This is a genomic window from Nonomuraea sp. NPDC050643, from assembly GCF_040654715.1.
In the GTDB taxonomy this organism is placed as follows: Bacteria; Actinomycetota; Actinomycetes; order Streptosporangiales; family Streptosporangiaceae; genus Nonomuraea.
In genome coordinates this window covers 92,322-115,339 of the sequence record NZ_JBFAIM010000005.1, presented here as the reverse complement: position 1 = coordinate 115,339, position 23,018 = coordinate 92,322, and the positions used below count along the sequence as shown (strand labels likewise).

Here is a 23,018-nt window from a genome sequence, read left to right as displayed (position 1 = left end):
AGGCCCCCAGCGGTGCCGCCCGTTTCCTACCTGCCGTCGAAGATCGAGGCGTTGACCTTCTCGACCTGCTGCATGTTCATGTTCGTGATGTTGATGTTCTTCTTCATCAGGTCGACGAACTGCGACATGTCCCTGGCCTCGCGCTCCCAGAGCTGCCGGACCTCGTCGAAGACGGTCTTGGTCTGGCCCTGCCAGATCGCGCTCTTCTGCAGCAGCGCCTGCTCCAGCTCTTCGAGCGTGGTGACCATGTTGTTGAACGCCGTGGCGAAGGCGTCCTCACCCACGCCGAGGCCGGCGTAGTTGACCTTGGTTACGTCAAAAATGTCGTCTGCGGGCATCGCGTCCTCCGGTGGTACTAGCGGCTCGGCGCCGTGGCGTTGATGAGGTTGGCGATCTGGTTGATCGCCTCGGTCCGCTCCTGGTTGAACGCGGCGTAGTTCGTGTTGCTGGACCCGATGTTCTCGGCCAGGCGGCGCAGGCTGCCGAGGATGACGTCCATGCGCTCGTGCCACTTCTTGTGCACGGCGTCGAACGCGGCCTCGGACTGGCCCACCCAGCTCACCTTGAGCTCGATACCCGCGGTGTCGAGGTTCTGCTGGATGCCACGCAGGCGCACCGCGGCGTCCTCGATGAGCTGGATGGCGGCTTTGAGGTCGGCTTCGCTTACTTGAGTCTGCGGTTCGGCCCCCACAGGGTCTCCCTCTCTTGCTCGTCGGCTGACTGCAGCCGACTCAGACTGTCGGCGTGTCCGTCACATTAGTGAACTTCAGCCTCTAGCGTCGCATGTGGTCACCTTAATTTTCCATATCTATGAGGCGGATCGTGGGTGTATCGGAAAGAACGTGGGTTTTAGGGGCCTTGCTCGGGAGAAGTGGCAGCAGCCCGTAATGCCTAACCTGTCCGCTGTACGACACTTGCGTGGCTGGCGTAGCGTATGTGGGCGACGTGACAAGGGGGGCGCATGTCCAGCTCATCCGGGAGCGATCCGTTCTCGAGCGCCTTGTCCGGCCTCGGCGGCGCAGCCACCGACCCGGCGGCGAACGATCCCAACTTCAAGATGAAGCACTCCAGCGTCAGGAAGCTGGGCGACAACGTGGCCGGCCACGGCCAGGACTTCACGGCGATGAGCGCCAAGACCCGCGCCATCGACATGGACGCCCTGACGTTCGGCGTGATCGGCGGCGGCCTCAACGTGGCGCATCGCTCGGTCCGCGACAGCGCGGCGGATGCGCTGCAGCAGGGCAAGGAAGTGCTCGACTCCTGGAAGGCGGCGCTGCGCGACGCGGCCGACAACACGGAGATGGCCGAGGAGGCCAGCAAGGCCAAGGACAAGGCCGGCGGCCTGCCGCAGGTCAAGGACCCCGGCGGGCTGGGCGGCCTGGGCTCGGGCGGGCTCGGTGGCCTGGGCAAGACCCCCGGCCCTGGAGACCTCGGCGGCGTCGGCCCCGGTGACCTGGGAGGCATCGACAAGCCTCCGGCCGGCGGCATCGACACGCCCAAGATCCCCGACGACCTGGACAAGCCCGATCTCGACCAGCCGGACCTGGACCAGCCGGAGCTGGACACCCCCGACCCGGGCGACCTGGACAAGCCGGGTGCGGGCGACATCGAGCAGCCGGACCTGTCCGGCATCGACAAGCCCACGGTGCCCGGCCTGGAGCAGCCCGATCTGAAGAACCCCGACCTCAGCGGGCTGAACCAGCCCAACGGCACCGACCTGGCCGGGGTCAACCCCAACCTGCCCAACACGAGCACGCCCCAGATCCGGACCCCGGACCTGTCGGGGCTCGATCCGCGCACCACCATGCCGCGCACCGGCATGCCGGAAGGCGTCACCGTCGGCCCCTCCGTCGGAGCGGGCTCGGGGCCCGGAGCGGGGGGCGCGGGCTCGGGGCTCGGTGGGCAGGGCAGCATCGCCAGAGCGCTCAACAGCGGGATGCCCATCTACCCGCCTCCCATGGGCGGCGGCGGGGGACCGGGCAGCGAGGACAAGGATCGCGAGCGCGGCCCGCACCTCTCCGAAGAAGAGGGCGTCTGGGGCGCGGACGACGAGTACGCGCCGGCCGTGCTCGGCAGGGAGGAATAGTCAGCCGTGGCGTACGAATCGGATCGCACTCATTTCATGGTCGTCCTGGGCATCGCCACGGCGGCGTCGGCCATCATGCCGTACGCCTACCCGATCGTCGGGCTCATGTGGCTGCTCGTCTCCGACCCGGGCGAGCAGGACCGGGCCGCCGACCAGTGGCTCGACAAGACCCCCGTCAACGTGGCGACGCCGGTGCCGCTGGTCAAGCCGAAGGAGCAGGACTGGCACCCGCCGATGCTCCCCTCCTCGCAGTCCGGCGCCGGTGGCAGCGACCTGGCCGTCCTGCGCAGTGAGCTCAAGCGGATGTCCAAGGAGATCGGCGAGACCGAGGACTGGAACGGCCGCTCCTACGACTCCTTCCTCAAGAAGGTCGAGGTGCTCGACAAGCACCTCGACACCCTCGACAGGAACAGGGCCGGCTGCGGCGACACGCTCAAGTGCTCCGCCCAGGCGTTCCACGCGCTCGTGTCGGTCTGCACCGGGATCGCCTACATCCTGAACGCTCTCGCGCTCTTCGTCCTGGTGGCCAGGACCAATCCGTGGGGGCTGGCCGCCGAGCTGCGGGTGCTGCAGGTCGTGAAGAAGCTGCACGACATCTTGATGGCGGTCTTCAAGAGTCACCTGAAGCTCGTCGCGAAGGCCACCGTCATCCTGGGCGTGGCCGGCGTCGCCTACAACCAGTTCGCCAAGGACCTGTTCGGCCTGCAGGCCGTGTCGGGCAGCAAGCCGAACCTGACCGAGGCCAGCGCCATGTACAACGCCGCCAGCGCGGACATCGAGGACGACCCGGCCAGCCAGTTCGACACCGGCAAGTTCGAGACGCCGTCCATGATGCCCGGCTGGTAAACGGGCTCCTACCTGCCGCCCACGGCCAGGGGCGCCAGGGCCGCCGCCGGGTCCAGGGCCGGTCCCTGCGGGATCGCGTGCATGATGCTCGCGGGCACCGGCGCGACGTCGGCGGCCTCGTAGCCGAGCTTGGTGAGCACCTCGGCGGAGGGCACCGGATAGCGCACGCCCTGGTCGCTGATCAGGGACAGCGCGCTGTTCACCGCGCCGAGCTGGCCCTCGCCGGGCAGCAGGCCGGCCACCGCCGCGCTGCCCGGCGGCAGCAGGACCTGGTCGAAGCGGCCCTGGACGCCCGAGCCGGACGGGGTGGGGATCGCGATCTTGCTGCCGATGGTCACCTTGGCCGCCACCGATCCGGCCTGCGTGTTCGCGTGCACCGTGCAGAGCGGCGCCGTGCCGGAGACGTTGATCACCTTGGGCATGGTCGCGGGCAGGGTGGTGTCCATGACCGTCTGGCGCGAGGGGGAGGCGTTGGCCGAGGCGGCGTCGATGGCGATGGGCTTGGCCACGCCGTTGCCGTACGCCTTCTTGATGGCCGGGTCCTCCAGCAGGAGCCTGGCCTGGACGGCGGAGATCGGGGCCAGGCCGTCGGACAGCAGCACGTACCAGCGTTCCTGGGTGCCCGGCAGCGCCGGCACCGTGTACACCTGGCCGACCACAGCCGTGACCTTGCCGCCCGCCCGTACCTTCCGGCCCCGGTTGGGTACGGCGGGGCCGGCGAAGTCGTGCCCCACCGGCAGGGCGTTCAGCCAGGCCGCCGGCACCTTCCTGGGCTGGGCGTTGAGCGCCCGTACGCCGTGCTCGTTGACCCGCATGCGGCGGTCGCCCCAGATCACCCAGTTCTGCCGCCCGTCGGAGACGACCATCGCGTCCGTGCCGACCGCCCGCCCGCCGACCTCCTGCCCGCCGACCAGCGTCGTGTACGCCTTGCGCTCACCCAGGTTGTCGGTCACGTCCACCACGCACACCGACCAGGGCGCCTTGACCAGCTTCTCCCGCACGGGCAGCGAGTCGGGGGCCCCGGAGATCCCGATGAGCGGGCCCCTGGAGAAGTCGGCCAGGGAGGCCGCGCTCACGCTGCGCGTGGTGATCTCCCCGGCGTCCAGCACGAGCCGGGCCGAGACGTAGTTGGCCACCGGCAGCAGTCGCCGCTGCTGCTGGCTGTAGACGAACGTGGCCCCGCTCTCCTCCTCGACCAGGAGTTGCCCGGGGTCCGTCAGCTTGGTTGCGTTGCCGGGACTGACCAGCCCCCAGATCCCGAACACGGCCATGACGAGCACGCCGATGAGGATTCCGCCGAAGGTGGCCACGTTCTGCCGCCGCATGGGGGATTCGGGCACGTCGGGTTCGGCCTGCAGCAGCGCCATGCCGAGCCGCTGCTGCTGCAACCGATGGGCTTGATAGAGATCCTTCTTGGTCTGCACAGCCCCTCCACGTGACAAAACCCGCGCATCAGCATAAAGGCCCTACCGCACCAAGCGTCCCTCTATCACCCGATTCAACGGCCGGGCCGGCCCGAGCGGACGCGAGCCGGCCGGTGTCTGCCTGCGCGTCAGTCGCAGTGCTCGAAGGGGCTGTCGTACGCGGCGGAGCCGATGGCGCCGCCCCACTTCACGCAGGTGCGGAGGGCCTTGGCCTTGACCGGGCCGGCGTAGTACTGGAAGCTGCCGTCGCCCGTGGCCCGCGCCTTGCCCTTGACCTCCAGGTAGGCCCGCATGGCGGCCTTGCCCGAGGCGTTCTTCCTGAGCGTGACGACGCAGTTCTGGCCGCTGGAGGTGGAGTAGAGCAGGGCCACCCGGCCCTGCGAGCCGAGCGGGGCCGAGTCGATCTCCTTGAAGCCCGCGCCGCAGACCTGCGTGGCGGTGTACGGGTTGCCGCTGCCGCCACCCCCGTCGGGCGGCGGCGTGCCGTTGCCGGAGCCGCCGCAGTTCTTCGAGGTCACCTTCTGGTTCGGATAGCCGAACCGGACGCCGTTGAACGTGGCGGGCACGATGGCGCCCGAGGCGGTGCGCTGCTCGTAGTGGAGGTGCGCGAGCATCTTGTACTTGGCGGACGACTTGCCCACGGTGCCGATCTTCTGGCCCTGGCGCACGGTCGCGCCCTTGGCCACCGAGCGGGCGTTCAGGTGGGCGTAGAGCGTGACCGTGCCGTCGGAGTGGCGGATCTTGATGACGTTGCCGAAGCCGTCGGTGGTGCGGTACTCCGACATCACGACCGTGCCGTCGGCCGCCGCCACGACGGTCCTGCCGAGGTCTCCGTTGCCGTCGCCGGCGCTGCCGTTGAAGTCGATCTCGTTGCCGGCGGTGTGCGCGGAGCTCTTGCTGCTGCCCGCCCACGTCTCGCCACAGGGGAACGGGAGCTGCAGCCCCGGGCCGGCGGCGGCCGACGCGGTGCTCGTCCAGGCAAGGGGGAGTGCGAAGGCGGCGGCGCACAGGCCCGCCATGAGGATCTTGTTGTGCACGGCGGCAAGCGTGCCATCCCGATCACGGCCGCGGCTAGCTCTTTCGCACAGAGTTCACTCGAATGGCCGATATTTGTTGACATATCAGGGGATCAGGAGCCCCCAATAGAGCGCCCAGGGCACGAACGCCACCCCGCCCGCGAGCAGAATCCCGAGCCGGGCCTTCTCGCCACGGGGAGCCGATCGCCGCCACCGCATCCCGGTCAGGACGGTGGCCACCACGGTCGCGACCGCGAGCGCCTGCAGCGCGAGCCAGACGAGCGGCCGCTCCGCGACCACCGGCCCCGGCGTGGCCAGCTTCCCGCCGGTCATGACCAGGTAGAACAGGTAGGCGAACCCGCCCAGCACGGCGGCCAGCCCGCCCGCGCTCACCAGCCGCGCCGCCCGCGACGACGGCGCGACCGGCCGCCCCCTGACCCGCCGGACCAGGGCCACCACCGGATACCCGCCGAACGCCACCAGGAACAGCACCAGCGCGGCGGCCTGGATCCCGGCCGACTCCCACCACTGCGTGGGCGGCACGCCGACGGAGTCGTCCGCCTGCACGGGCGCGGGCCCGGAGATCTCCGCCACGGGCGCCCGGCCCTCCGTCGCGTCGCCCACCCAGCTTCCGACCAGCTCCGCGTAGCCGGGGGCCAGTTCGGGCCGCCGGGTGACCCCGCCGTCGGGCGTCAGATGCGCGGCGTGGTCGGCCCCGGCGAAGAAGCGGAACGCGTACTGCCGGTTGCCGCCCTTCTCGAGCGCCGCGGCGAAGATCGGCGGTGTCTCCCTGGGCGGGGTCAGCAGGTCGTGCACGCCCCAGATGCCCAGCACGGGCTGCCGCACCCGCGCGAGCACCGCCTCGGCGTCGTGGTAGGGCTCGGGGAACATGCCGCCGTCCGTGATCACCCGGTACAGGTTGGGCTCCGCCCGGTCCACCAGCGAGCCGTCCACCCCCGCCTTGCGCAGCCCGGCCGCCACCGCCCAGGCCTGCTGCCGCAGCGGTTGAAGGGCGTTGGCGCCGACGACGATCACGAAGGAGACGTCACCCGACCGGGACGCCGCGAGCGGCGCCACCCAGCCGCCCTCGCTGAGCCCCCAGACGCCGACCTTTCCGGGATCGACGCCGGGCTGGCGCCGCAGCGCCCCGACGGCCCCGAGCGCGTCGTCGGCGAGCGTCGCGTACGACCTCTCGAACAGCGAATATCCGGCCGACCGCTTGTCGTAGACCAGCACGGTCAGCCCCTGACGGGCGAAGGCCACGGCCTCGCCGAGCAGCTTGTCCCGGGGCGTGCCCGTCCCGGCGCCGTGCACCAGCACGACGCCGGCGCGCCGGCCGCCCGCCTGGGCGGCCGGGCTGATGACACTGCCGTGCAGGGTCAGGTCACCGCCGCCGCGGAAGCTCACCTCGGTCACCGTCAGGTCGCCGGGTACGTCGAGCGGGGCGGGAGGGACGGCCGCCGCGGGAGCGGCCAGGGTCAATAACGCGACGGTCAGAGCCGCGAAGATCCGATGCATGGTGCCGAGGTTACTCTGCAGAGAGGTCTCGGCAAAGGAGTGTCTGCAGATATCGTTCTGGAGTACTACCCTGCTCCTCATGAAGGATGACGAGCCGTACGTGCTCGACGACCCCGAGCGCCTCAAGGCCCTGGCCCACCCCATGCGCCGCCGGATGCTGAGCCACCTGGGCGCGCACGGCCCCGCCACCTCCACCACGCTGGGCGAGCTGCTCGGCGCCAAGACCGGCACCACCAGCTACCACCTGCGCCAGCTCGAGAAGTACGGCTTCATCGAGGAGATCCCCGAACGCTCGTCCGGCCGCGAACGGTGGTGGCGCCGCCGCGCCGACGTCCCGAGGGACATCCGCCTGCCCACCCCCGACCAGCTCTCCCCGGAGGACCGGGCGGTGCTGGAGGAGTTCCACCGGATCGGCTACGAGGAGGACCGCGTCCTGTTCGACCGCTTCCCCGCCGCCTTCCGGGCCGACCCGGCGTGGGCGCGTGGCTCGCGCGGGCTGGCCCGGGTGACCAGGCAGGAGCTGGATCGCTTCTACGAGGAGTACATCGCCCTGCTGCTCAAGTACAACCACCCGGAGGGCGAGGCGCCGCCGGACGCCCGCCCCGTATACGTCCGCCTGTTCACCCTCCCCGCCGACGAGGACTGAGCAGGGTCGTCAGCCGTCGTCGGGCAGCGCCGCCTGGACCGGCGTGACGGTGCCGGTCGTCACCAGGAAGCCGCGTCCGGGCGGACCGCCGGTCGTCCCGCGCGGCAGGCGGATCGTGAACAGGTCGCCGTCGGTCTGGCTCTGCACCGACAGCAGCAGCCCCGTACGCGCCTTGCGCGCCTCCGCCACGAATCCCCGGTAGGCCACGGCCAGATCCCCGGTCGTCCCGGCGACCAGCAGCCCGTGATCGCCGTCCCGGCCGGAGCGCAGCACCTCCTCCAGCGCCGTCCCCAGCGGGGCGTCCGGGTTGATCAGCTCGGCGTCGTCCACCAGCACCACGTACCGCCGCTGTTCGGCGAGCACCTCCAGCAGGTTCGTGGCGTTGCCGTCGAGCACCGCCAGCACCCCGTCCAGCTCCCGCAGCGGGCTGCGCCTGGGGGCGACGGCGACGACCGGCGTGCCCCGGGCGATCAGCGACCGGGCGGCCGTCAGCAGCACCGACGAGCGGCCGGACCGGGCCGGCCCGGCGATCACGGCGGCGGGCCCGTGGGCCAGCAGGTCGAGCCCGAGCGGGGCGAGCGCGTCGCCGCCCGCGCCGATCAGCGCCCACAGCGGCGACGGCGGGCTGAACGCCGGATCGAGGTCGAGCGCCTGGGCGGCGGTGACGCGCATCGGCAGCGCGTCCACCCGCAGCGGCCGCTCCCCCTTCCAGCGCCACCCGCCTCTGGCCTCCTGAGGGGACGTCCCGGGCTCTTCGGCCGGGGAGAGGGCGGTCGCGGCGCGGGCCAGCGACTGCAGCGCCGCCACCTGCGCCGGGCCCGACGGGTCGGGGTCCAGCAGCGCGATGTGGTGCTCCACGATGCCGTGCTCGCCCATCGACAGGGCCCGGCCCGCGGGCATGACCGAGGGCAGGCCCTTGAGCGGGAAGCCCGCCAGCCCGTAGTCCGCGGGGTCGGAGAGCCGCAGCAGCAGGCGGTCGTCGAAGACCGTCGAGACCTGCCCGAGCAGGCCGGACCGGTCGCTGCTGACCACCGCCCGCAACCCCACCGCCGGACCCTCGCGCAGGAGCTGGAGCAGCGCCTCGATCAGGCGGCCGTAGTCGTAGCCCTCGAAGGCGGCGACGAAGCCCTCCCAGCGGTCGAGCATGAACACCAGCCAGGGCAGTCGATGGCCCGCCTGCCGGTACTCCGCCAGCGACGCGTGCCCCGCCTCGGCCAGCAACTGCTGGCGGCGGCCCACTTCGGCGCGCAGCCGGGTCAGCAGCCGCTCCACCCGGTCAAGCTGGTCGCGGGTCACCACGGCGCCGCAGTGCGGCATGGCCATCAGCGGCAGCAGCGCGCCGGAGCCGCAGTCGACCGCGTGCAGGTGCACGTCCTCGGGGGAGGCGCCGGCCGCGATGGAGCCCGCGATCGTGCGCAGCGCCGTCGATCGGCCGCTGCGCGCGGACCCGGCGATCAGCAGGTGACCGCCGTGGGCCACGTCGAGCGCCAGCGGATGCCGGTCCTGCGCCCACGGACGGTCGGTGACCCCGAAGGGCAACGGCGCCACCTCACCACCGGCCGGCGCGCGCTCGGGGAGGTCCAGCACGAGCCGGGCCGGCAGCGGCTCCAGCCAGGGGCTCGGCTGGGACGGGACGCCCACCAGGCGGGCGGCCTCGATGAGCGCGTCGGCGACGAGCGTCAGGTCCGTGACCGCCGCGTCCTGCTCGTCCGGCTCGGGAGGCGGCGGCAGCGCGCGGCCCAGGGCGGACCAGTCCACGTCCAGCACCCGCAGCGCGCCACCGGACGCGCGCGCCGCTCCCGGCCCGCGTCCGCCCACCCGGGCCGTCTGCACGGACGTCGCCGCCCCCACCCCGGACCTGACGTAACACCGGCCGGGCGTGGACTTGGAGATGTGGGCGGCGTCCGGCAGGTCGATGACGTCGGCCGACTCGGCCGGCTCCGTCACCCGCAGGGCGATCCGCAGCGAGGTGTTGGCCTGGATGTCGGCCGTCACCACGCCCGCCGGCCGCTGCGTCGCCAGGATCAGATGGATGCCCAGCGAGCGGCCCCGGCGGGCGATGTCCACCAGACCCGCGACGAAGTCGGGCAACTCGGCCACCAGGGCGGCGAACTCGTCGATGATCAGCACCAGGCGCGGCAGGTCCGGGCCCGTGTAGTCCTCGATGTCCTTGGCCCCCGCCGCCAGCAGAAGGCGCTCCCTGCGGCGGATCTCGGCCGCCAGCGAGTCGAGCGCGCGCTGGGTCAGGTGGCCGTCGAGGTCGCTGACCATGCCGACCGTGTGCGGCAGGCGTACGCACTCCTTGAACGCGGCGCCGCCCTTGTAGTCGATCAGCACGAACGTGAGCTGGTCCGGCCGGTTGGCCACGGCCAATGAGCAGATCAGCGTCTGCAGCAGCTCCGACTTGCCCGCGCCCGTGGTGCCGGCGATCAGGCCGTGGGGGCCGTCGAGCCGCAGGTCCACCGAGAACGGGCCGTCGGGGCCGATGCCGATCAGGGCCTCGGTGGAGCCCTGGTCCCGCCACTGGGCGGCCAGCCGCTCGCCGGACGGGTCGGGCAGGCGCATGAGGTCGAGCAGGCGTACCGCGTCGGGGAGGTTGCCGCCGGAGTCGTCCCTGCTCACGTCGCGGATCGGGGCCAGCGCCCTGGCCAGCCGGTCGCACCAGCCGGGCGAGACGAGGTCGCCCAGCACGGGGCCGATGACGTCGAGGCCGCCGCCGCGCAGGTGCACGGGGCCGTCGGCGGCGCACGCGGCCACCGTCTGGCACTCCTCGGGCAGCAGCCGCTGGTCCTCGTCGATGGCCAGCGTGAACACCCCGGAGCGCGGGCCCTGGCGCAGCACCTGCGGCATGCCGGGCAGGCCGCGCAGCACCTGGGCGCCGTCGAGGATCACCAGCACGTCGTACGGGCGCACGTCATAGGAGGAGAACGCGGGCTTCTCGGAGCCGCCGAGGTCGTCCCACCCGGTCGGGATCTTGCCCAGTTCGGGGATGGAGGTGCTCTGGCGCTCGTCGATGAGCGCGGCCAGCTCCGCCACCCGGCGAGCGGCCGACTCGGGATCGGTGCCCACCAGCGCCACGCAGTCCTCGCCCGCCCGTGGCGCGCAGTGCGGCAGCCAGCGCGTCCAGCCCCACCGCCGCTCGCCGTCGGCGTGCGCGGACACGACCACGACGGCCAGGTCACGGGGACTGTGCAGGGTCGCGGCCTGCGCGACCAGCCAGCTCGCCAGACTCGTCGCCACGGTACGGGGCCCCGTCACGCCCGCCACCCCCAGCCGCCGCATGGCCAGCGCCACCGGCACGGAGCGGCAGATCGGCGGCTCGATGGGCCCGCCCTGCTCCTCCGACAGCGCCAGGTCGGCCGGCAGGTCCGCCAGCCCGACCCGCAGCCGCAGCGCGTCGGTGTCGTGGATCCGGCGCTCCCACAGCCGCCTGCGCGGCCCCGTGGCCGTGAGCAGCACCTGGGCCGGGTCGGGCGCGTCGGACCGGCGTACCGCCTCGTCGGCCACCCTGGCCCGCTCCACCGCCTCGTCGTAGGCCAGGAGCCGTTCCTTGAACTCCTGGACCGCCTTCTTGTGCTGCTTCTTGCCGTGGCGGCGGTCGCTCCACCACTGGCCGACCATGATGACCGGGGTCATGAGGGCGACGAGCAGGTAGTACCAGACCTGCAGGGCGATGGCCAGGGTCAGGCCGAGCACCGCGGGCAGGAACGCGGCCAGCAACTGCAGCCGCAGCCCCTCGTTCCTGCCGGGCTCCTTGGGCTTGACGAACGTGCGCTCGGGCTCGGGCCGCCGCAGCCTGGGCGGGCGGTTGTAGGCCACGCCGCCCTCGCTCCTGGGCGCCAGGTGCGCGTCCCGAGGCTCGATCGAGGTCAGCACGAACACGGACGAACCGCAGGTCAGGACCGCCTGGTCGGGCCACTCCACCGGCTCGGTGAGCGGCCGGCCGTCGAGCTCGGGCACCTCGCCGTAGCCGGCGGCCTGCTCGGCCGCCTCCCGCTCCGCGACCCGCGCCGTCAGCTCGGCGACCTCCTCGGCCCAGCGCCCTTTGAGCTTGAGCCGGGGTTTCTCGTCCGGCTGCCGCCAGGTCCGCTCCACGGTGATCGCCTCCGGCGTCACCCGTACGGTCACCGCCTCCGGAGCCAGCGCCGGGTCGTCGGCCGCCATCGCGCACATCGGGTCGGAGCCGATGACGTGCACGCCCAGCCCCAGCCGGTGCACCGCCCCGGCCGCCGGCCCGCCGACCACCCGGACCTCCGCGACGCCGCCCGGCTCCTCGACGACGGTGGCGCGGGCCAGGTGGGCGTCGAGCGTGACCTTGTCGCCGTCACGCAGCACGGAAACGGCCGCCGCCCGCGGGTCGAGCGGCCGACCGTCCCGCCACAACGTGAGCCGCCGCGCCGTACCCGGCGTTTCGCCCGGTGAGGGGCCCGGTGTGGGGCCCGGTGTGGGGCCCGGTGTGGGGCCCGGTGTGGGGCCCGTCGTGCCGTGTGGCCGGTAGGCCCGCGTCGCGTCCGGTCCCTCCGGCCGTCGTGGCCGGGGCACGTGCGCCGCCGCCGACAGGCCGTAGGGGGCGCGCGACTTGGGCAGCCGGACGACCTCCGCCAGGGGGCCGTGATCGCTGAGCGCCTCGCTCACCGTCGCCACCGTGGCGCCGTCGTCGCCGTCGATCACGACGTCACGGTCGCCCTGCCCGCCGAGCACGGTGAGCATGATCCGCATGGTGCCGTCTCCTCGGTCGACCTCGGCCGCCCAACGTAGCGCCAGGAACGGGACCGGGCGGGTGGATTGACACCAATGGCATGGCCCGACGTAACGGAAGTGCAAATTGGGAAAAATGTTACGGATGTGGCGACTAGCCGGAAATGTCGAGCCGCGTCAACTCGATAGAAACAATAGGCATCGATTATTTCTGGTTGACATCGAGTCACCTGCGAAAGAAGCATGGGTCCCCGAATTCCACCTCCGCCGTCGCGCCAAACCCCACATAATGGCGTGAATTCCGCAATTCGCTTCGGGAGCCCCCCACCCATGAGGACCAGTGAAAAGCCTGTCGCCAACGCGGCGGCGGGGTTGTCCGGCCCGGCCTCGCGCAAGCTCCCTGTGCCACCCCGAGAGCGCAAGCCGGCCATGGCCGCGCTGGCCGTCCTGCTCATCCTCGGCGGCGCGCTGGCCACGACCCTGCTCGTGCTGCGCAGCGGCGAGCGCGTCTCCGCCATCCGCGTCACCCAGGAGGTCGGCGCAGGTCAGCAGTTCACCAAGGAGGCGATCGAAGAAGTGAAGATCGCTTCCGAGGGCGTCGACTACGTGACCTGGTCGCAGCGCGACGAGGTGATCAAGAGCTTCGCGGCCGTCACGATCCTGCCCGGCACCCTGCTGACCCACCAGATGGGCCTCAAAGCCAGCAGCGAGCTGGGCCCGGGAAAGGCCACGATCGGGCTGGCGCTCAAACCTGGCCAAATGCCGGCGGGCGTGAAACAGGGCGACCGTGTTCAGGTCATATTCGTACCGAGCCGTTCGAGCCAGGGGGAAAGCCGCGTGCTGGCCGCCAACGCGTTCGTCTTCGCCGTGGGCGACCGCTCACGCACCGGCAATTCCGGCCAGATCACCGTGGTCGTCGATTCCGGGGCGGCGCGGGAAATAGTGTCGTTCGCCTCGAGCGGCGAGATCGCGGTGGCCGAGCTCACGGGGACACGCTGACGTGGCGCTGATCGTGCTGGCCGCCGACAAGGGGGCGCCCGGCGTGACCACCGCGGCCACGGCCCTGGCGGCGGTCTGGCCGCGGCCCGTGCTGCTGGCCGAATGCGACCCCGCCGGCGGCGACCTGGCCTACCGGCTGCCCGCCGAAGGCGGCGGCGTGCTCAATCCCGGCAAGGGCCTGCTCACCCTGGGGGCCACCGCACGCCGCGGGCTGGAGGCCGCCCAGATCCAGCAGCACACCCAGAAGATCATCGGCGGTCTCGACGTGCTGGCCGGGATCATGCACGGCGAGCAGGCGGCCGGCCTCACCTGGCTGTGGGGCCCGCTGGGCAGATCGCTGGCCGCCATCCCCAACGCCGACGTGATCGCCGACTGCGGCCGGCTCGGCGCCCACCCGCAGCTCGGCGACCTGATGGCCGAAGCCGAACAGGTCGTGCTGCTCACCCGGGCCACCCTCGACCAGGTCGCCCACCTGCGCGAACGCCTCCAGATCACCAAGGCCCACGGCGTCGTCGTGATCGCCGACCCGCGCAGCTACCGCGCGTCCATCGAGGACGTACGCCGGATCGTCGGCCCCAGCGTCCAGTTCGTCCACGGCCTGGCCTACGACATCAAGGGCGCCGAGCTCCTGCGCGGCCAGTGGGGCGGCCGGCTGGACCGCTCGCTCCTCATCCGTACGGCCCGTGACCTGGCGGCAAGGCTGGTGAGCCACCGATGATCGACCACTCCCTCGTCAAGCGGTTCCGGCAGGAGGTCGGCGACCGGCTGGCCCACCAGCGCCGGCTCGACCAGGCCAGCGGCCTGCCGCCCATGTCCGGCGAGGACGAGCGCCAGTTCGCCAGGGCGCTGATCTCGCAGGTGCTGGAGGAGCACGCCCGCAGCGAGATCGGCCTCGGCCGCACCCCGCCGACCGTCGAGGAGGAGGAGGCGCTCGCGGCCGGCATCCACGCGGCGCTGTTCGGCGTGGGCCGGCTGCAGCCGCTGCTCGACGATCCCGAGGTCGAGAACATCGACATCAACGGCTGCGACCGGGTGTTCGTGAGCTACGCCGACGGCCAGGAGCTCATGCGGGATCCGGTGGCCGACTCCGACGACGAGCTGATCGAGCTGATCCAGATCCTGGCCGCGTACTCGGGGTTGTCGAGCCGGCCGTTCGACACCGCCAACCCGCAGCTCGACCTGCGCCTGCCCGACGGCTCCCGGCTGAGCGCCGTCATGGACGTCACCGTGCGGCCGTCCGTGTCGATCCGCCGCGCCCGGCTCGGCAAGGTCTTCCTGTCCGACCTGACCGGCAACGGCACGATCAGCGCCGACGTCGCGAGGTTCCTGACGGCGGCCGTGGCCGCCCGCAAGAACATCATGATCGCCGGCTCCACCAACGCGGGCAAGACCACCCTGCTGCGGGCCCTGGCCAACGAGATCCCGTCCGGCGAGCGCCTCATCACCGTCGAGCGCGCCCTGGAGCTCGGCCTCGACCAGTTCCCCGAGCTGCACCCCAACGTGGTCGCCTTCGAGCAGCGCCTGCCCAACTCCGAGGGCCAGGGCGAGATCTCCATGGCCGAGCTGGTCAGGCGCTCGCTGCGGATGAACCCCAGCCGCGTCATCGTCGGCGAGGTGCTCGGCGACGAGATCGTCACCATGCTCAACGCGATGACGCAGGGCAACGACGGCTCCCTGTCGACCATCCACGCCAACTCCAGCATGGAGGTCTTCAACCGCATCTCGACGTACGCCCTGCAGGCCGGCGAGCGCCTGCCGATCGACGCCACCCACATGCTCATCGCGGGCGCCATCGACTTCGTGGTCTTCGTCGAGAAGCGCAACGACTACCACCTCGGCGGCAGCCTGCGCCGCTACGTCTCCAGCATCCGCGAGGTCAACGGTTGCGACGGCCGCGTGCTGTCGAGCGAGGTGTTCATCCCCGGTCCCGACGGCGGCGCCGTCCCGCACGCCCCGCTGTCCTGCCTGGAAGAGCTGGCCGCCCACGGCTACCACCCCGGAGGCTGGTGAGCGATGCCGATCACCCTGGACCCGCTCGCCCTGCTGGCCGGGGCGGTGGCGGGCGGCGGCCTGTTCCTGTTCGTCCTGTCCCTTTACGGCCTGCGCCCCCGCCCGTCCAAACCCAAGCGCCATCTGGCCAAGACGCTGACCACCCGCGGGGCGGTGGCCGCCGTGGCCGCCACCCTGGTGCTGGTCATCACCCAGTGGCCGGTCATGGCCGTGGGCACCGTGCTGCTCGTGTTCGCCTGGCGCGGCCTGGCGGGCGGCGCCGCCGAGGAGCGTGCCGCCATGCGCCGCCTCGAAGGGCTGGCCGCCTGGACGGAGTCGCTGCGCGACACGATCGCCGGCGCCGCCGGGCTCGAACAGGCCATCCCGTCGTCGATCAGGGCCGCCGCGCCCATGCTGCGGCCGCACCTGCGGGCCCTGGTCGACCGGCTGCACACCAGGATGGCGCTGCCGGACGCGCTCGCCCGCTTCGCCGACGAGCTCGACGACCCCTCGGCCGACCTCGTGGTCGCCGCGCTCATCCTCAACTCCAAGCTGCGCGGCCCCGGCCTGCGCGACGTGCTGGGCGCGCTGGCCGTCTCGGCCCGCGAGGAGCTGGACATGCGCCGCCGGGTCGAGGCCGAGCGCCGCGCGACCCGGCGCAGCGTCCAGATCGTGGTGATCACGGCGCTCGTGTTCGCCGGGCTCCTCGTGCTGTTCAACCCGGGATACGTCGCCGAATACAAGGGGCCCCTCGGCCAGGCCGTTCTCGCGGTCGTGGCCGGGCTGTTCGGGGCGGGCTTCGCGTGGATGCGACGGCTGGCCAGATTCGACAAGCCCACCCGGCTGCTGATGGGCGGAGACGGCCATGGCTGAGGACACACCGGCACACGCCGGCGGACGCGGCATGAATGCCGAAGCGCTGGTGCGCGCGGGAGGACGCGGAATGAGCGCGGACGCGCTGGTGCGCGCGGGCGGATGCGGCATGAGCGCGGACGCGCAGGTGCTCGCCGGAGGGGGTGGCGGCCGTGGTTGAAGGCGCGCTGGCCGGTGTGGCGCTCGGGCTCGGCCTGTTCGTGCTGCTGAGGGCGCTCTTCCCGGCCCGCCCCGGGCTGGTGGCGCGGCTGCTCGCCCTCGACGCCGTCCGCGAGGACGCCGGCGCCCCCCGCATCCGGCTCGTGCTGCCCGACGAGGAGGTCAGCGCGTTCCGGCGCGGCCTCGGCGTACGGCTGGCCCGGCTCTACGGCGCCCGCGGCTGGGAGGTCAGGTCGGCCAAGTCGGACCTGGCCCTGCTCGGGCGCTCGTTCGAGGCGTTCCTGGCCACCAAGGTGCTGCTGGCCGCCAGCGGTCTGCTGGTCTTCCCGCTGCTGCTGGGCTGGCTGGCGCTCATGGAGTGGGGCACCTCCCTGGCCATCCCGTTCTGGGCCGCCATCCTTGTGGCGATCGTGTTCTTCTTCCTGCCCGACCTGCAGGTCAAGAAGGACGCGGCGGCCAAGCGGCGCGACTTCCGCCACGTCGTCGGGGCCTTCCTCGATCTCGTGTCCATGAACCTGGCCGGCGGCCGCGGCGTCCCCGAGGCGCTGATGATGGCCGTCTCGGTCAGCGGCGAACAGCCGAACTGGGCGATGGGCCGCATCCGGGACGCGCTGCGCGGCGCCCGGATCGTCGGCATCACCCCGTGGCAGGCGCTCGGCCAGCTCGGCGAGGAGATCAACGTCGACGAGCTGCGTGACCTGTCCGCCGCCCTCGGCCTCGTGGCCGACGACGGCGCCAAAGTACGAGCCTCGCTCACGGCCAGGGCCGCCACGCTGCGCCGCCGTGAGCTGGCCGAGATCGAGGGCCGCGCGGGCGAGCGATCGCAGTCGATGCTCGTGGCCCAGCTCCTGCTCTGCGCGGGCTTCGTGATCTTTCTCAGCTATCCCGCCGCCATGAAGATGTTGGGGGTCTCATGAACCATCCCTGGATCAGCTATCTCACCGCGTACCTGGGCGATCGTGTCCACCGCGCCCGCACCGCGCCCACCCGGGGCGCCTCCGCCGTCGAATGGGTGATCATCACCGCCATCATCGCCGGGGTCGCGCTCGGCCTGGCCACCCTGATCAAGACCCTGGTCGAGAACCAGCAGGGGTCGCTGGAGCAGACGTTCGGGGGCGGTGGCGGCGACGGCGGTGGTGGTGGCACTCCGTGAGAGCCCGGCCGCGGCGGGACGAGCGCGGCGTGACGGTGATCGAGCTGGCCATGCTCATGCCGGTCATCCTGGCGACCGCGCTGCTCATCGTGCAGGTCGCGTTCTGGTTCCACGCCCGGCAGGTCGCCGAGGCGGCGGCCAGGGAGGGCGCCCGCGTGGCCAGGGCGGCGCCGTTCGACTCGGGCGACTGGGAGGGGGCGGCCACCACGAAGGCCACCGACATCGTCCGGGCGATCGGGCCCCGGCTGCTCGGCAGCGCCACCGCCACGACGTCGGAGAAGGAGCCCGACGAGCGGTTCGTCACGGTGACCGGAAGCGCCGTCCAGGTGATCCCGCTGCTGCCCGACCTCGCGTTCACGATCACGGCCACCGCGGGCGGCCCCGTCGAGTGCTTCCGCCCCGACAACGGCGGCGAGGACTGCGAATGAAGCCAGGGGAGCGGGGGTCGATGGCGGTCGAGACGGTCATGCTGGCGCCGGTCTTCCTGCTGTTCCTCATGTTCCTGGTCGGCGCCGGGGTGCTGGTCGAGTCGCAGGGACGGGTCAACGGGGCCGCCCGCGACGCCGCCCGCGCCGCGTCGGTGCAGCGCTCGCTCGACGACGCGGAGGCCGCCGCCGAGGCCATCGGCACGGGCCTGCTCGAGGGCCGCTGCCAGTCCTCGGCGGTCTCCCTGGACGGGTCCGCGTGGGAGCAGGGCGGCCAGGTCCAGGCCGAGGTGACCTGCGAGCTCGACCTCGCCTTCCTGGGGTTCGGCGGCACCAAAGAGCTGAAGGGGACCGCCGTGGTGCCGCTGGAGCAGTTCAGGAGGGTCGAATGAGGGCCGGCGAGCGGGGGTCCATGTCGGTGTTCACCGTGCTGTTCTCCGTGGTCGTGTTCCTGCTGGCCGGGCTGCTGGTGGACGGCGGCTCGGCGATCAACGCCCGGCTGCGCGCCGCCGACGTGGCCGAGCAGGCCGCGCGGGCCGGCGCCGACCAGCTCGACGTCGACCACCTGCGCGCCACGGGGCGTACGCGGCTGCTGGGCGAGGACCGCGTGTGCGCCAGGGCCGACGAGATCGTCGCGGCCCAGGGCGGTGACGACGTGAGCGCCGGACAGTGCTCGGTCGGCCAGGGTCAGGCGCAGGTGACGGTCACGGTGTCGGTGCGGTGGGAGGCGTTCTTCCTGAGCGCGCTCGGGTTCCCCGGCTCCGAGATGCGCGGGGAGGCCACCGCCGCGCCCGAAGCGAGATAGACCGAATCCCGCCACTCGATGGATGCGGGACCCATGAGGCACGACGCTTGACCGGAGAAGGGAGAGGCGATGCCGACGCGAGAGCCCGCGCGTTCTCACGGACGTCACGTACCCGTGCGTGTCCCGGCCAGGCGGCGCGCCGCCGACGTGCTCGCCGGGATCGGGGCGCTGGTCGTGCTGGTGGCGCTCGTGGGCGGCGTCCCGTACGCGCTGCTCATGTTCGTCGGGCCGCCGCTCAGGCCCGAGCTGCTCGACCTCGACGTGCTGACCGACTCCGTCGGCCCGAGCACGATCATCGCCGTCCTGGTGCTGCTGGTGTGGCTGGCCTGGTTCCAGCTCTTCGTGTGCGTGCTGGTCGAGGTGTACGCCGGGGTCCGCCGGGTCGGCATGCCCGCCCGGGTGCCGCTCTCGGGCGGCACGCAGTTCCTGGCCAACAAACTGGTCTCGGCCGTGCTGCTGCTGTTCACGGCGGGCGCGATGGTGGTGCCGCTGGCGAAGCTGGCGCCCACGCCGGCCGCTCCGCCGGTGACGGCGGTGGCGTACTCGGCGCCGATCGTGGAGCAGACGCTGGAGACGCCCAAGACCAAGAAGGTGTACGTGGTGCAGCCCCCGCACGGCCGCCACCACGAAAGCCTGTGGGAGATCGCCGAGAAGTGCCTGGGAGACGGCCGCCGATACCCCGAAATTTACCGACTTAATCAGGCGAAAGAGCAGCCCGACGGCACCCGCCTGCGCATGGCCGACCTCATCAGGCCCGGCTGGGTGCTCGACATGCCGGACGACGCCAGGAACGTCCACATCGTCCCCACCGACCAGGCCCGCGAGCAGACGCTACGCGAACACCCCGGCCGCGCCCACGTGGACCGCCCAACGGACCGGCACGCGGACCGGGACTCCCGGGCGGTCGAGGGCCAGCAGGATGGAAAGGACGAGAAGGACCAGAAGACCGCGAAGCGGCCCGAGGCGAAGCACCGCCAGCCCGACCAGCAGGGCAGCGGCAGAGCGGACCAGCAGGGCAGCGGCAGAGCGGACCAGCAGGGCAGCGCCGGAGCTGATCGGCCCCCGGCCGTCCTGGAGAGCCACGACGGTGACCTGACCGACTACCTCGCCGCCGCCTCGCTGGCCGCCGCCGGGCTGCTGTTCGTGCTGGCCGTAAGGCGGCGCGAGCAGCTCTGGCGGCGCGTGTCCGGCCGCCGGATCGTCCGCCCCCGCGCCGACGCGGCTCAGGCCGAGGTGGCGCTCCGGCTGGGCGGCGACGCCCCGGGCGCCCGCATCCTCGACATCGGGCTGCGGCTGCTCGGCGCCGAGCTGGCCGCGCAGCGCCGCACCCCGCCCACCGTGTACGGCGCCCATCTGTCGCCGCGCACGCTCGACCTGTGGATCCATCCGCCGGACGACGACCCGCCCGCGCCGTGGACGGCCCAGGACGGCGGCCAGATCTGGCGGCTGCCCGCCCACGAGGGCCGGCTGCTGGAGGAGCAGGCGGGTGGGGCGCCGTACCCGGGGCTGGTCTCGATCGGCACGGACGACGGCGGGCGGGTGCTCATCGACCTGGAGGCCGCGCAGGGCCTGATCAACATCCGCGGGCCGCAGACCACGGCCGCCCTGGCCGCGCTCGCCGTCGAGCTGGCCACGAACCGCTGGTCCGACCACATGCGCGTCACCCTGGTCGGCTTCGGCGACGAGCTGACCGTGATCGCGCCCGACCGGATCAAGGCGGTCGGCAGTCTGGCCGAGGTGCTGCCCGAACTGGAGGCGAACGCCGCGCCGCGCGGGGAGGTGCTGACCGGGCGCATCGCCGGCGGTCCGCGCCGCGCCCACTACCTGCTGTCCTCGGTCGCGCCCACGCACGAGGAGGCCCGCCGCCTGGCGCTGCTGGCCCGCCGCGACACCGCCGGCTACGTGCTGGCGGGCGAGGTCCCGCACGCCACCTGGACGCTGGAGATCGGCGACGACGGCAAGGCCAGGATGGCCGAGCTGGGCTTCGAGGTGGAGGCCCAGCTCCTGCCGCGCCGCCACTACCGCGCCCTCATCGACCTCTTCCGTACGGCCGGCCGCCTCGACGGGGAGCCCGTCCCCGAGCCCGAGGCGCTGGAGGGGCTGCACCCGCCCGCGGTCGAGATCAGGATGCTCGGCCCCATCGAGGTCGCCGGCCTCGGCCCGCTGGAGGAGGGCCGGATGGCGCTGGCGACCGAACTGCTGGTCTACCTGGCCACGCACGCGGGCGGCGTGCATCCCGTGGTGCTCGGCGGGGTGCTGTGGCCGCGCGGCGTCCAGGACATGGTCAGGGACGCCACCATCGCCAGGGTCGCGCAGTGGCTGGGGCCCGAGCACCTGCTCACCGACGAGGCGGGCCGGCTTCGGCTGGGGCCCGACGTGCGTACGGACTGGGCGCTCTTCCGCGAGCTCGTCCGCCGCTCGCACGGCGACCCGACGGTCCGGGCCGTCCTGCTGGAGAAGGCGCTGGGCCTGGTCAGGGGCCCGCTGCTGACCGGCCGCCAGGCCGGCAGATACTCCTGGCTGGCGGCCGACGACCTGGAGTACGACGTGGCCGCCGCGGTGGCCGACGCGGCCCACCAGCTCTGCGAGATCAGGCTCGCCCACGGGCAGCCGGACGCCGCGGTGGCCGCCGTCCGCGCGGCGCTGCTGCTGGCGGCCGACGACGAGGGTCTCTGGCGCGACCTGCTGCGGGCCACGCACGCGACGGAGGACACCGTCCGCCTGCGGGCCGTCGTCGAGGGCCTGACCCGCCGTTCGGCCTCGCACCCGTACGGCGGCGGCATGGCCCCCGAGACCGAGGCGCTGATCGAGGAACTGCTGCCCACGTGGCGCATTCATGTGGTGAGGGAGTCGTCGGCATGAGACCTGCGGCGATCGCACTGAGCCTGCTGCTCGTGGCGGGCTGCGGCGCGGCCGAACGGCCGTACGTGCCCCGCGAGGCCCCGCCCGCGAGGAGCAGCGCGGCGCCCGCCGAAGAGACGCAGGTGGCCGCCGGGCCCGAGACGGTCGAGGTGGCCGAGGGCCTGCGGGCGCGCATCGAGTGGCCGGCGGACCCGGATCCGCTGCTGAAGGTCCTGGTCGATCAGTACGTCGGCACCAGGAAGGCCGTCGTCGAGGGGCGGCGCGTCTACAAGCAGGGCCTCGAACTCGACGCGGCCGTCCAGGCGAGCGACTGGGTGGCGGCCTTCGCCGATGAGCAGTGGTCGATGCGCGGGGTCGGGCGGCTCTACGACCTGCGGGTCAGCGCGCGGGTGGGCAAGGGCGCCCAGATCGACGCGTGCGTCGACGAGTCGGGGATCCGGATGGTCTCCTCCCGTACCGGGAAGGCCATCAGCCCCCAGCCCGCCTGGTTGCGCGCCCCCTACGGCCAGAGCGTGGCCGCTCGCCGTGGCGACGACGGGGTGTGGCGCATCAGGACCTACGTCACCTCCAGAGAGAGATGCACTCCATGAAATCTTGGCTGGCGGCCGTGCTCATGGCACCGCTGCTCCTGGACCCCACCCCCGGTCCCGGAGGCGAGACGACTCAGGAGAAGATCGAGTCCGGGAACACGGTGGGCTGGCGGGGGAAACACACCAACATCAACGTCTCCGGCGACGTCAGGGGCGGTAGGGGCGACGGCTATCGCATCCCGCGCCCGTGCTGGTACGAGCCCGGCCCCACCCCGGAGGAGATGCTCCGCCAGCGCAGCGAGGGCCGTGACGCGGCCAACCGGGCGCGCATCGACGAGGAGAGCCACCAGGCGTTCATCCAGCAGTTCAAGGACAAGATCGGGAAGGACGGGCGCTGGTGGCTGCCCGGCCTGAACGAGGCCGACCCCAACGGCGTGGCCTGCTGGACCAACCTCGAACAGTTCGTCTTCGTCCCCACCGGCACCACGCCGCCCTCCGGCATCACGATCGAACAACTGGCGCAGATCGCCAGAGCCGCGCTGACCGTGCCCGAGCCCACCGTCAAGCTGAACCCCGACGCGAAGAGTTACGTCAACCTGCCCACCTGGGTCTGGCTGGAGGGCCTCGGCCAGCCACGCCGCACGGTCACGGCGGAGCTGCCCGGCGTCATGAGCGTGACCCTGGTCGCGACCCTCGAAGAGATCAAGATCGACCCTGGTACGACGTCCGACCGGGCGGAGGTCACCGAGACCGGCTGCGGGGCCGCGGGCAGGCCGTACACCAAGGGCGGCACGTTCTCCTGCGGCGTGCGTTACCTGCGCTCGTCGATCGACCGGCCGCGCGAGAAGTACACGCTCACCGTCACCACCGTGTGGCCGGTCGACATCCAGGGGCAGGGCCAGGCGGTCCCGTTCCAGTTCGCGCCCGTGGAGTCGGTGACCACCCGGGACGTGGCGGTAGGGGAGATCCAGAGCAACGTACGGCCGTAG

22 protein-coding genes are annotated in these 23,018 nt (G+C 72.4%); 16 read left to right on the top strand and 6 right to left on the bottom strand.

Annotated features, from left to right (window positions below):
* Positions 1-26: 26 nt before the first annotated feature.
* Both AB0I15_RS08335 and AB0I15_RS08330 read right to left on the bottom strand, forming a co-directional pair.
* The gene (locus tag AB0I15_RS08335; RefSeq protein ID WP_358091800.1) at positions 27-338 is read right to left on the bottom strand and encodes a hypothetical protein; all 312 of its coding nucleotides are present in this window, start codon (positions 336-338) and stop codon (positions 27-29) included.
* Between the two features lie 17 nt (positions 339-355).
* Positions 356-691 (bottom strand): WXG100 family type VII secretion target, encoded by a 336-nt coding sequence (locus tag AB0I15_RS08330; RefSeq protein ID WP_358091798.1) that lies wholly within the window; start codon positions 689-691, stop codon positions 356-358.
* A gap of 270 nt (positions 692-961) precedes the next feature.
* Here AB0I15_RS08330 and AB0I15_RS08325 point away from each other — a divergent pair, with 270 nt between their 5' ends.
* Together AB0I15_RS08325 and AB0I15_RS08320 are read left to right on the top strand one after the other, a co-directional pair.
* Positions 962-2,086, top strand: a complete 1,125-nt coding sequence (locus tag AB0I15_RS08325) for a hypothetical protein (protein WP_358091796.1) — start codon at positions 962-964, stop codon at positions 2,084-2,086.
* 6 nt (positions 2,087-2,092) lie between these two features.
* The gene (locus tag AB0I15_RS08320) at positions 2,093-2,932 is read left to right on the top strand and encodes a hypothetical protein (protein ID WP_358091794.1); all 840 of its coding nucleotides are present in this window, start codon (positions 2,093-2,095) and stop codon (positions 2,930-2,932) included.
* Between the two features lie 8 nt (positions 2,933-2,940).
* On the opposite strand, the gene eccB is transcribed toward AB0I15_RS08320, so the two are convergent.
* The 3 genes from eccB to AB0I15_RS08305 all read right to left on the bottom strand — a co-directional run bounded on the left by eccB (position 2,941) and on the right by AB0I15_RS08305 (position 6,890).
* Positions 2,941-4,356, bottom strand: a complete 1,416-nt coding sequence (gene eccB / locus AB0I15_RS08315) for a type VII secretion protein EccB (protein WP_358091792.1) — start codon at positions 4,354-4,356, stop codon at positions 2,941-2,943.
* Between the two features lie 128 nt (positions 4,357-4,484).
* A complete protein-coding gene (locus AB0I15_RS08310; RefSeq protein WP_358091790.1) occupies positions 4,485-5,393 on the bottom strand; it encodes a M23 family metallopeptidase in 909 nt (302 codons plus the stop codon).
* An 84-nt stretch (positions 5,394-5,477) separates the two neighbouring features.
* Complete coding sequence (locus tag AB0I15_RS08305) at positions 5,478-6,890, bottom strand: prolyl oligopeptidase family serine peptidase (RefSeq protein WP_358091788.1); 1,413 nt, start codon at positions 6,888-6,890, stop codon at positions 5,478-5,480.
* Between the two features lie 79 nt (positions 6,891-6,969).
* On the opposite strand from AB0I15_RS08305, the gene AB0I15_RS08300 reads away from it, so the two are divergent.
* Positions 6,970-7,536 (top strand): helix-turn-helix domain-containing protein, encoded by a 567-nt coding sequence (locus AB0I15_RS08300; RefSeq protein ID WP_358091786.1) that lies wholly within the window; start codon positions 6,970-6,972, stop codon positions 7,534-7,536.
* A gap of 9 nt (positions 7,537-7,545) precedes the next feature.
* On the opposite strand, the gene AB0I15_RS08295 is transcribed toward AB0I15_RS08300, so the two are convergent.
* Positions 7,546-12,255 (bottom strand): FtsK/SpoIIIE domain-containing protein, encoded by a 4,710-nt coding sequence (locus AB0I15_RS08295; RefSeq protein ID WP_358091784.1) that lies wholly within the window; start codon positions 12,253-12,255, stop codon positions 7,546-7,548.
* Positions 12,256-12,663: 408 nt separating this feature from the next.
* On the opposite strand from AB0I15_RS08295, the gene AB0I15_RS08290 reads away from it, so the two are divergent.
* The 13 genes from AB0I15_RS08290 (at position 12,664) to AB0I15_RS08230 (ending at position 23,018) form a co-directional block, all read left to right on the top strand.
* Positions 12,664-13,233, top strand: coding sequence for a hypothetical protein (locus tag AB0I15_RS08290; protein ID WP_358091782.1), 570 nt, complete (start codon positions 12,664-12,666; stop codon positions 13,231-13,233).
* 1 nt (position 13,234) lies between these two features.
* Positions 13,235-13,951 carry a hypothetical protein gene (locus AB0I15_RS08285; RefSeq protein ID WP_358091780.1) on the top strand — a complete coding sequence of 239 codons (717 nt, stop codon included), beginning with the start codon at positions 13,235-13,237 and terminating at the stop codon, positions 13,949-13,951.
* A complete protein-coding gene (locus tag AB0I15_RS08280) occupies positions 13,948-15,243 on the top strand; it encodes an ATPase, T2SS/T4P/T4SS family (RefSeq protein WP_358091778.1) in 1,296 nt (431 codons plus the stop codon). Before AB0I15_RS08285 ends, AB0I15_RS08280 begins: the two co-directional genes overlap by 4 nt.
* Positions 15,244-15,246: 3 nt before the next feature.
* Positions 15,247-16,095, top strand: coding sequence for a type II secretion system F family protein (locus tag AB0I15_RS08275; protein WP_358091776.1), 849 nt, complete (start codon positions 15,247-15,249; stop codon positions 16,093-16,095).
* Complete coding sequence (locus AB0I15_RS08270) at positions 16,088-16,255, top strand: hypothetical protein (RefSeq protein WP_358091774.1); 168 nt, start codon at positions 16,088-16,090, stop codon at positions 16,253-16,255. The genes AB0I15_RS08275 and AB0I15_RS08270 overlap by 8 nt, the downstream gene beginning before the upstream one ends.
* Positions 16,248-17,171 carry a type II secretion system protein gene (locus AB0I15_RS08265; protein WP_358091772.1) on the top strand — a complete coding sequence of 308 codons (924 nt, stop codon included), beginning with the start codon at positions 16,248-16,250 and terminating at the stop codon, positions 17,169-17,171. The genes AB0I15_RS08270 and AB0I15_RS08265 overlap by 8 nt, the downstream gene beginning before the upstream one ends.
* Positions 17,168-17,407: a hypothetical protein gene (locus AB0I15_RS08260; protein WP_358091770.1), complete on the top strand. Its 240-nt coding sequence runs from the start codon at positions 17,168-17,170 to the stop codon at positions 17,405-17,407. Before AB0I15_RS08265 ends, AB0I15_RS08260 begins: the two co-directional genes overlap by 4 nt.
* Complete coding sequence (locus AB0I15_RS08255; RefSeq protein WP_358091768.1) at positions 17,404-17,835, top strand: TadE family protein; 432 nt, start codon at positions 17,404-17,406, stop codon at positions 17,833-17,835. The genes AB0I15_RS08260 and AB0I15_RS08255 overlap by 4 nt, the downstream gene beginning before the upstream one ends.
* Positions 17,832-18,224, top strand: coding sequence for a TadE family protein (locus AB0I15_RS08250; protein ID WP_358091766.1), 393 nt, complete (start codon positions 17,832-17,834; stop codon positions 18,222-18,224). The genes AB0I15_RS08255 and AB0I15_RS08250 overlap by 4 nt, the downstream gene beginning before the upstream one ends.
* On the top strand, positions 18,221-18,637 hold the full coding sequence (locus tag AB0I15_RS08245; protein ID WP_358091764.1) for a pilus assembly protein TadG-related protein: 417 nt from the start codon (positions 18,221-18,223) through the stop codon (positions 18,635-18,637). Before AB0I15_RS08250 ends, AB0I15_RS08245 begins: the two co-directional genes overlap by 4 nt.
* Positions 18,638-18,706: 69 nt before the next feature.
* Positions 18,707-21,499 carry a BTAD domain-containing putative transcriptional regulator gene (locus tag AB0I15_RS08240; protein WP_358091762.1) on the top strand — a complete coding sequence of 931 codons (2,793 nt, stop codon included), beginning with the start codon at positions 18,707-18,709 and terminating at the stop codon, positions 21,497-21,499.
* Positions 21,496-22,089: a hypothetical protein gene (locus AB0I15_RS08235; protein WP_358091760.1), complete on the top strand. Its 594-nt coding sequence runs from the start codon at positions 21,496-21,498 to the stop codon at positions 22,087-22,089. Before AB0I15_RS08240 ends, AB0I15_RS08235 begins: the two co-directional genes overlap by 4 nt.
* The gene (locus AB0I15_RS08230) at positions 22,086-23,018 is read left to right on the top strand and encodes a hypothetical protein (protein WP_358091758.1); all 933 of its coding nucleotides are present in this window, start codon (positions 22,086-22,088) and stop codon (positions 23,016-23,018) included. Before AB0I15_RS08235 ends, AB0I15_RS08230 begins: the two co-directional genes overlap by 4 nt.

Bases quoted from the DNA above. Each gene is read 5' to 3' on its own strand.
- AB0I15_RS08290 (WP_358091782.1), top strand. From the start codon at position 12,664: ATGGCCGCGCTGGCCGTCCTGCTCATCCTCGGCGGCGCGCTGGCCACG.
- AB0I15_RS08275 (WP_358091776.1), top strand. From the start codon at position 15,247: ATGCCGATCACCCTGGACCCGCTCGCCCTGCTGGCCGGGGCGGTGGCG.
- AB0I15_RS08235 (WP_358091760.1), top strand. From the start codon at position 21,496: ATGAGACCTGCGGCGATCGCACTGAGCCTGCTGCTCGTGGCGGGCTGC.
- AB0I15_RS08295 (WP_358091784.1), bottom strand. From the start codon at position 12,255: ATGCGGATCATGCTCACCGTGCTCGGCGGGCAGGGCGACCGTGACGTC.
- AB0I15_RS08325 (WP_358091796.1), top strand. From the start codon at position 962: ATGTCCAGCTCATCCGGGAGCGATCCGTTCTCGAGCGCCTTGTCCGGC.
- AB0I15_RS08240 (WP_358091762.1), top strand. From the start codon at position 18,707: ATGCCGACGCGAGAGCCCGCGCGTTCTCACGGACGTCACGTACCCGTG.
- AB0I15_RS08305 (WP_358091788.1), bottom strand. From the start codon at position 6,890: ATGCATCGGATCTTCGCGGCTCTGACCGTCGCGTTATTGACCCTGGCC.
- AB0I15_RS08245 (WP_358091764.1), top strand. From the start codon at position 18,221: ATGAGGGCCGGCGAGCGGGGGTCCATGTCGGTGTTCACCGTGCTGTTC.
- AB0I15_RS08300 (WP_358091786.1), top strand. From the start codon at position 6,970: ATGAAGGATGACGAGCCGTACGTGCTCGACGACCCCGAGCGCCTCAAG.
- AB0I15_RS08250 (WP_358091766.1), top strand. From the start codon at position 17,832: ATGAAGCCAGGGGAGCGGGGGTCGATGGCGGTCGAGACGGTCATGCTG.
- AB0I15_RS08260 (WP_358091770.1), top strand. From the start codon at position 17,168: ATGAACCATCCCTGGATCAGCTATCTCACCGCGTACCTGGGCGATCGT.
- AB0I15_RS08335 (WP_358091800.1), bottom strand. From the start codon at position 338: ATGCCCGCAGACGACATTTTTGACGTAACCAAGGTCAACTACGCCGGC.
- AB0I15_RS08280 (WP_358091778.1), top strand. From the start codon at position 13,948: ATGATCGACCACTCCCTCGTCAAGCGGTTCCGGCAGGAGGTCGGCGAC.
- AB0I15_RS08270 (WP_358091774.1), top strand. From the start codon at position 16,088: ATGGCTGAGGACACACCGGCACACGCCGGCGGACGCGGCATGAATGCC.
- AB0I15_RS08230 (WP_358091758.1), top strand. From the start codon at position 22,086: ATGAAATCTTGGCTGGCGGCCGTGCTCATGGCACCGCTGCTCCTGGAC.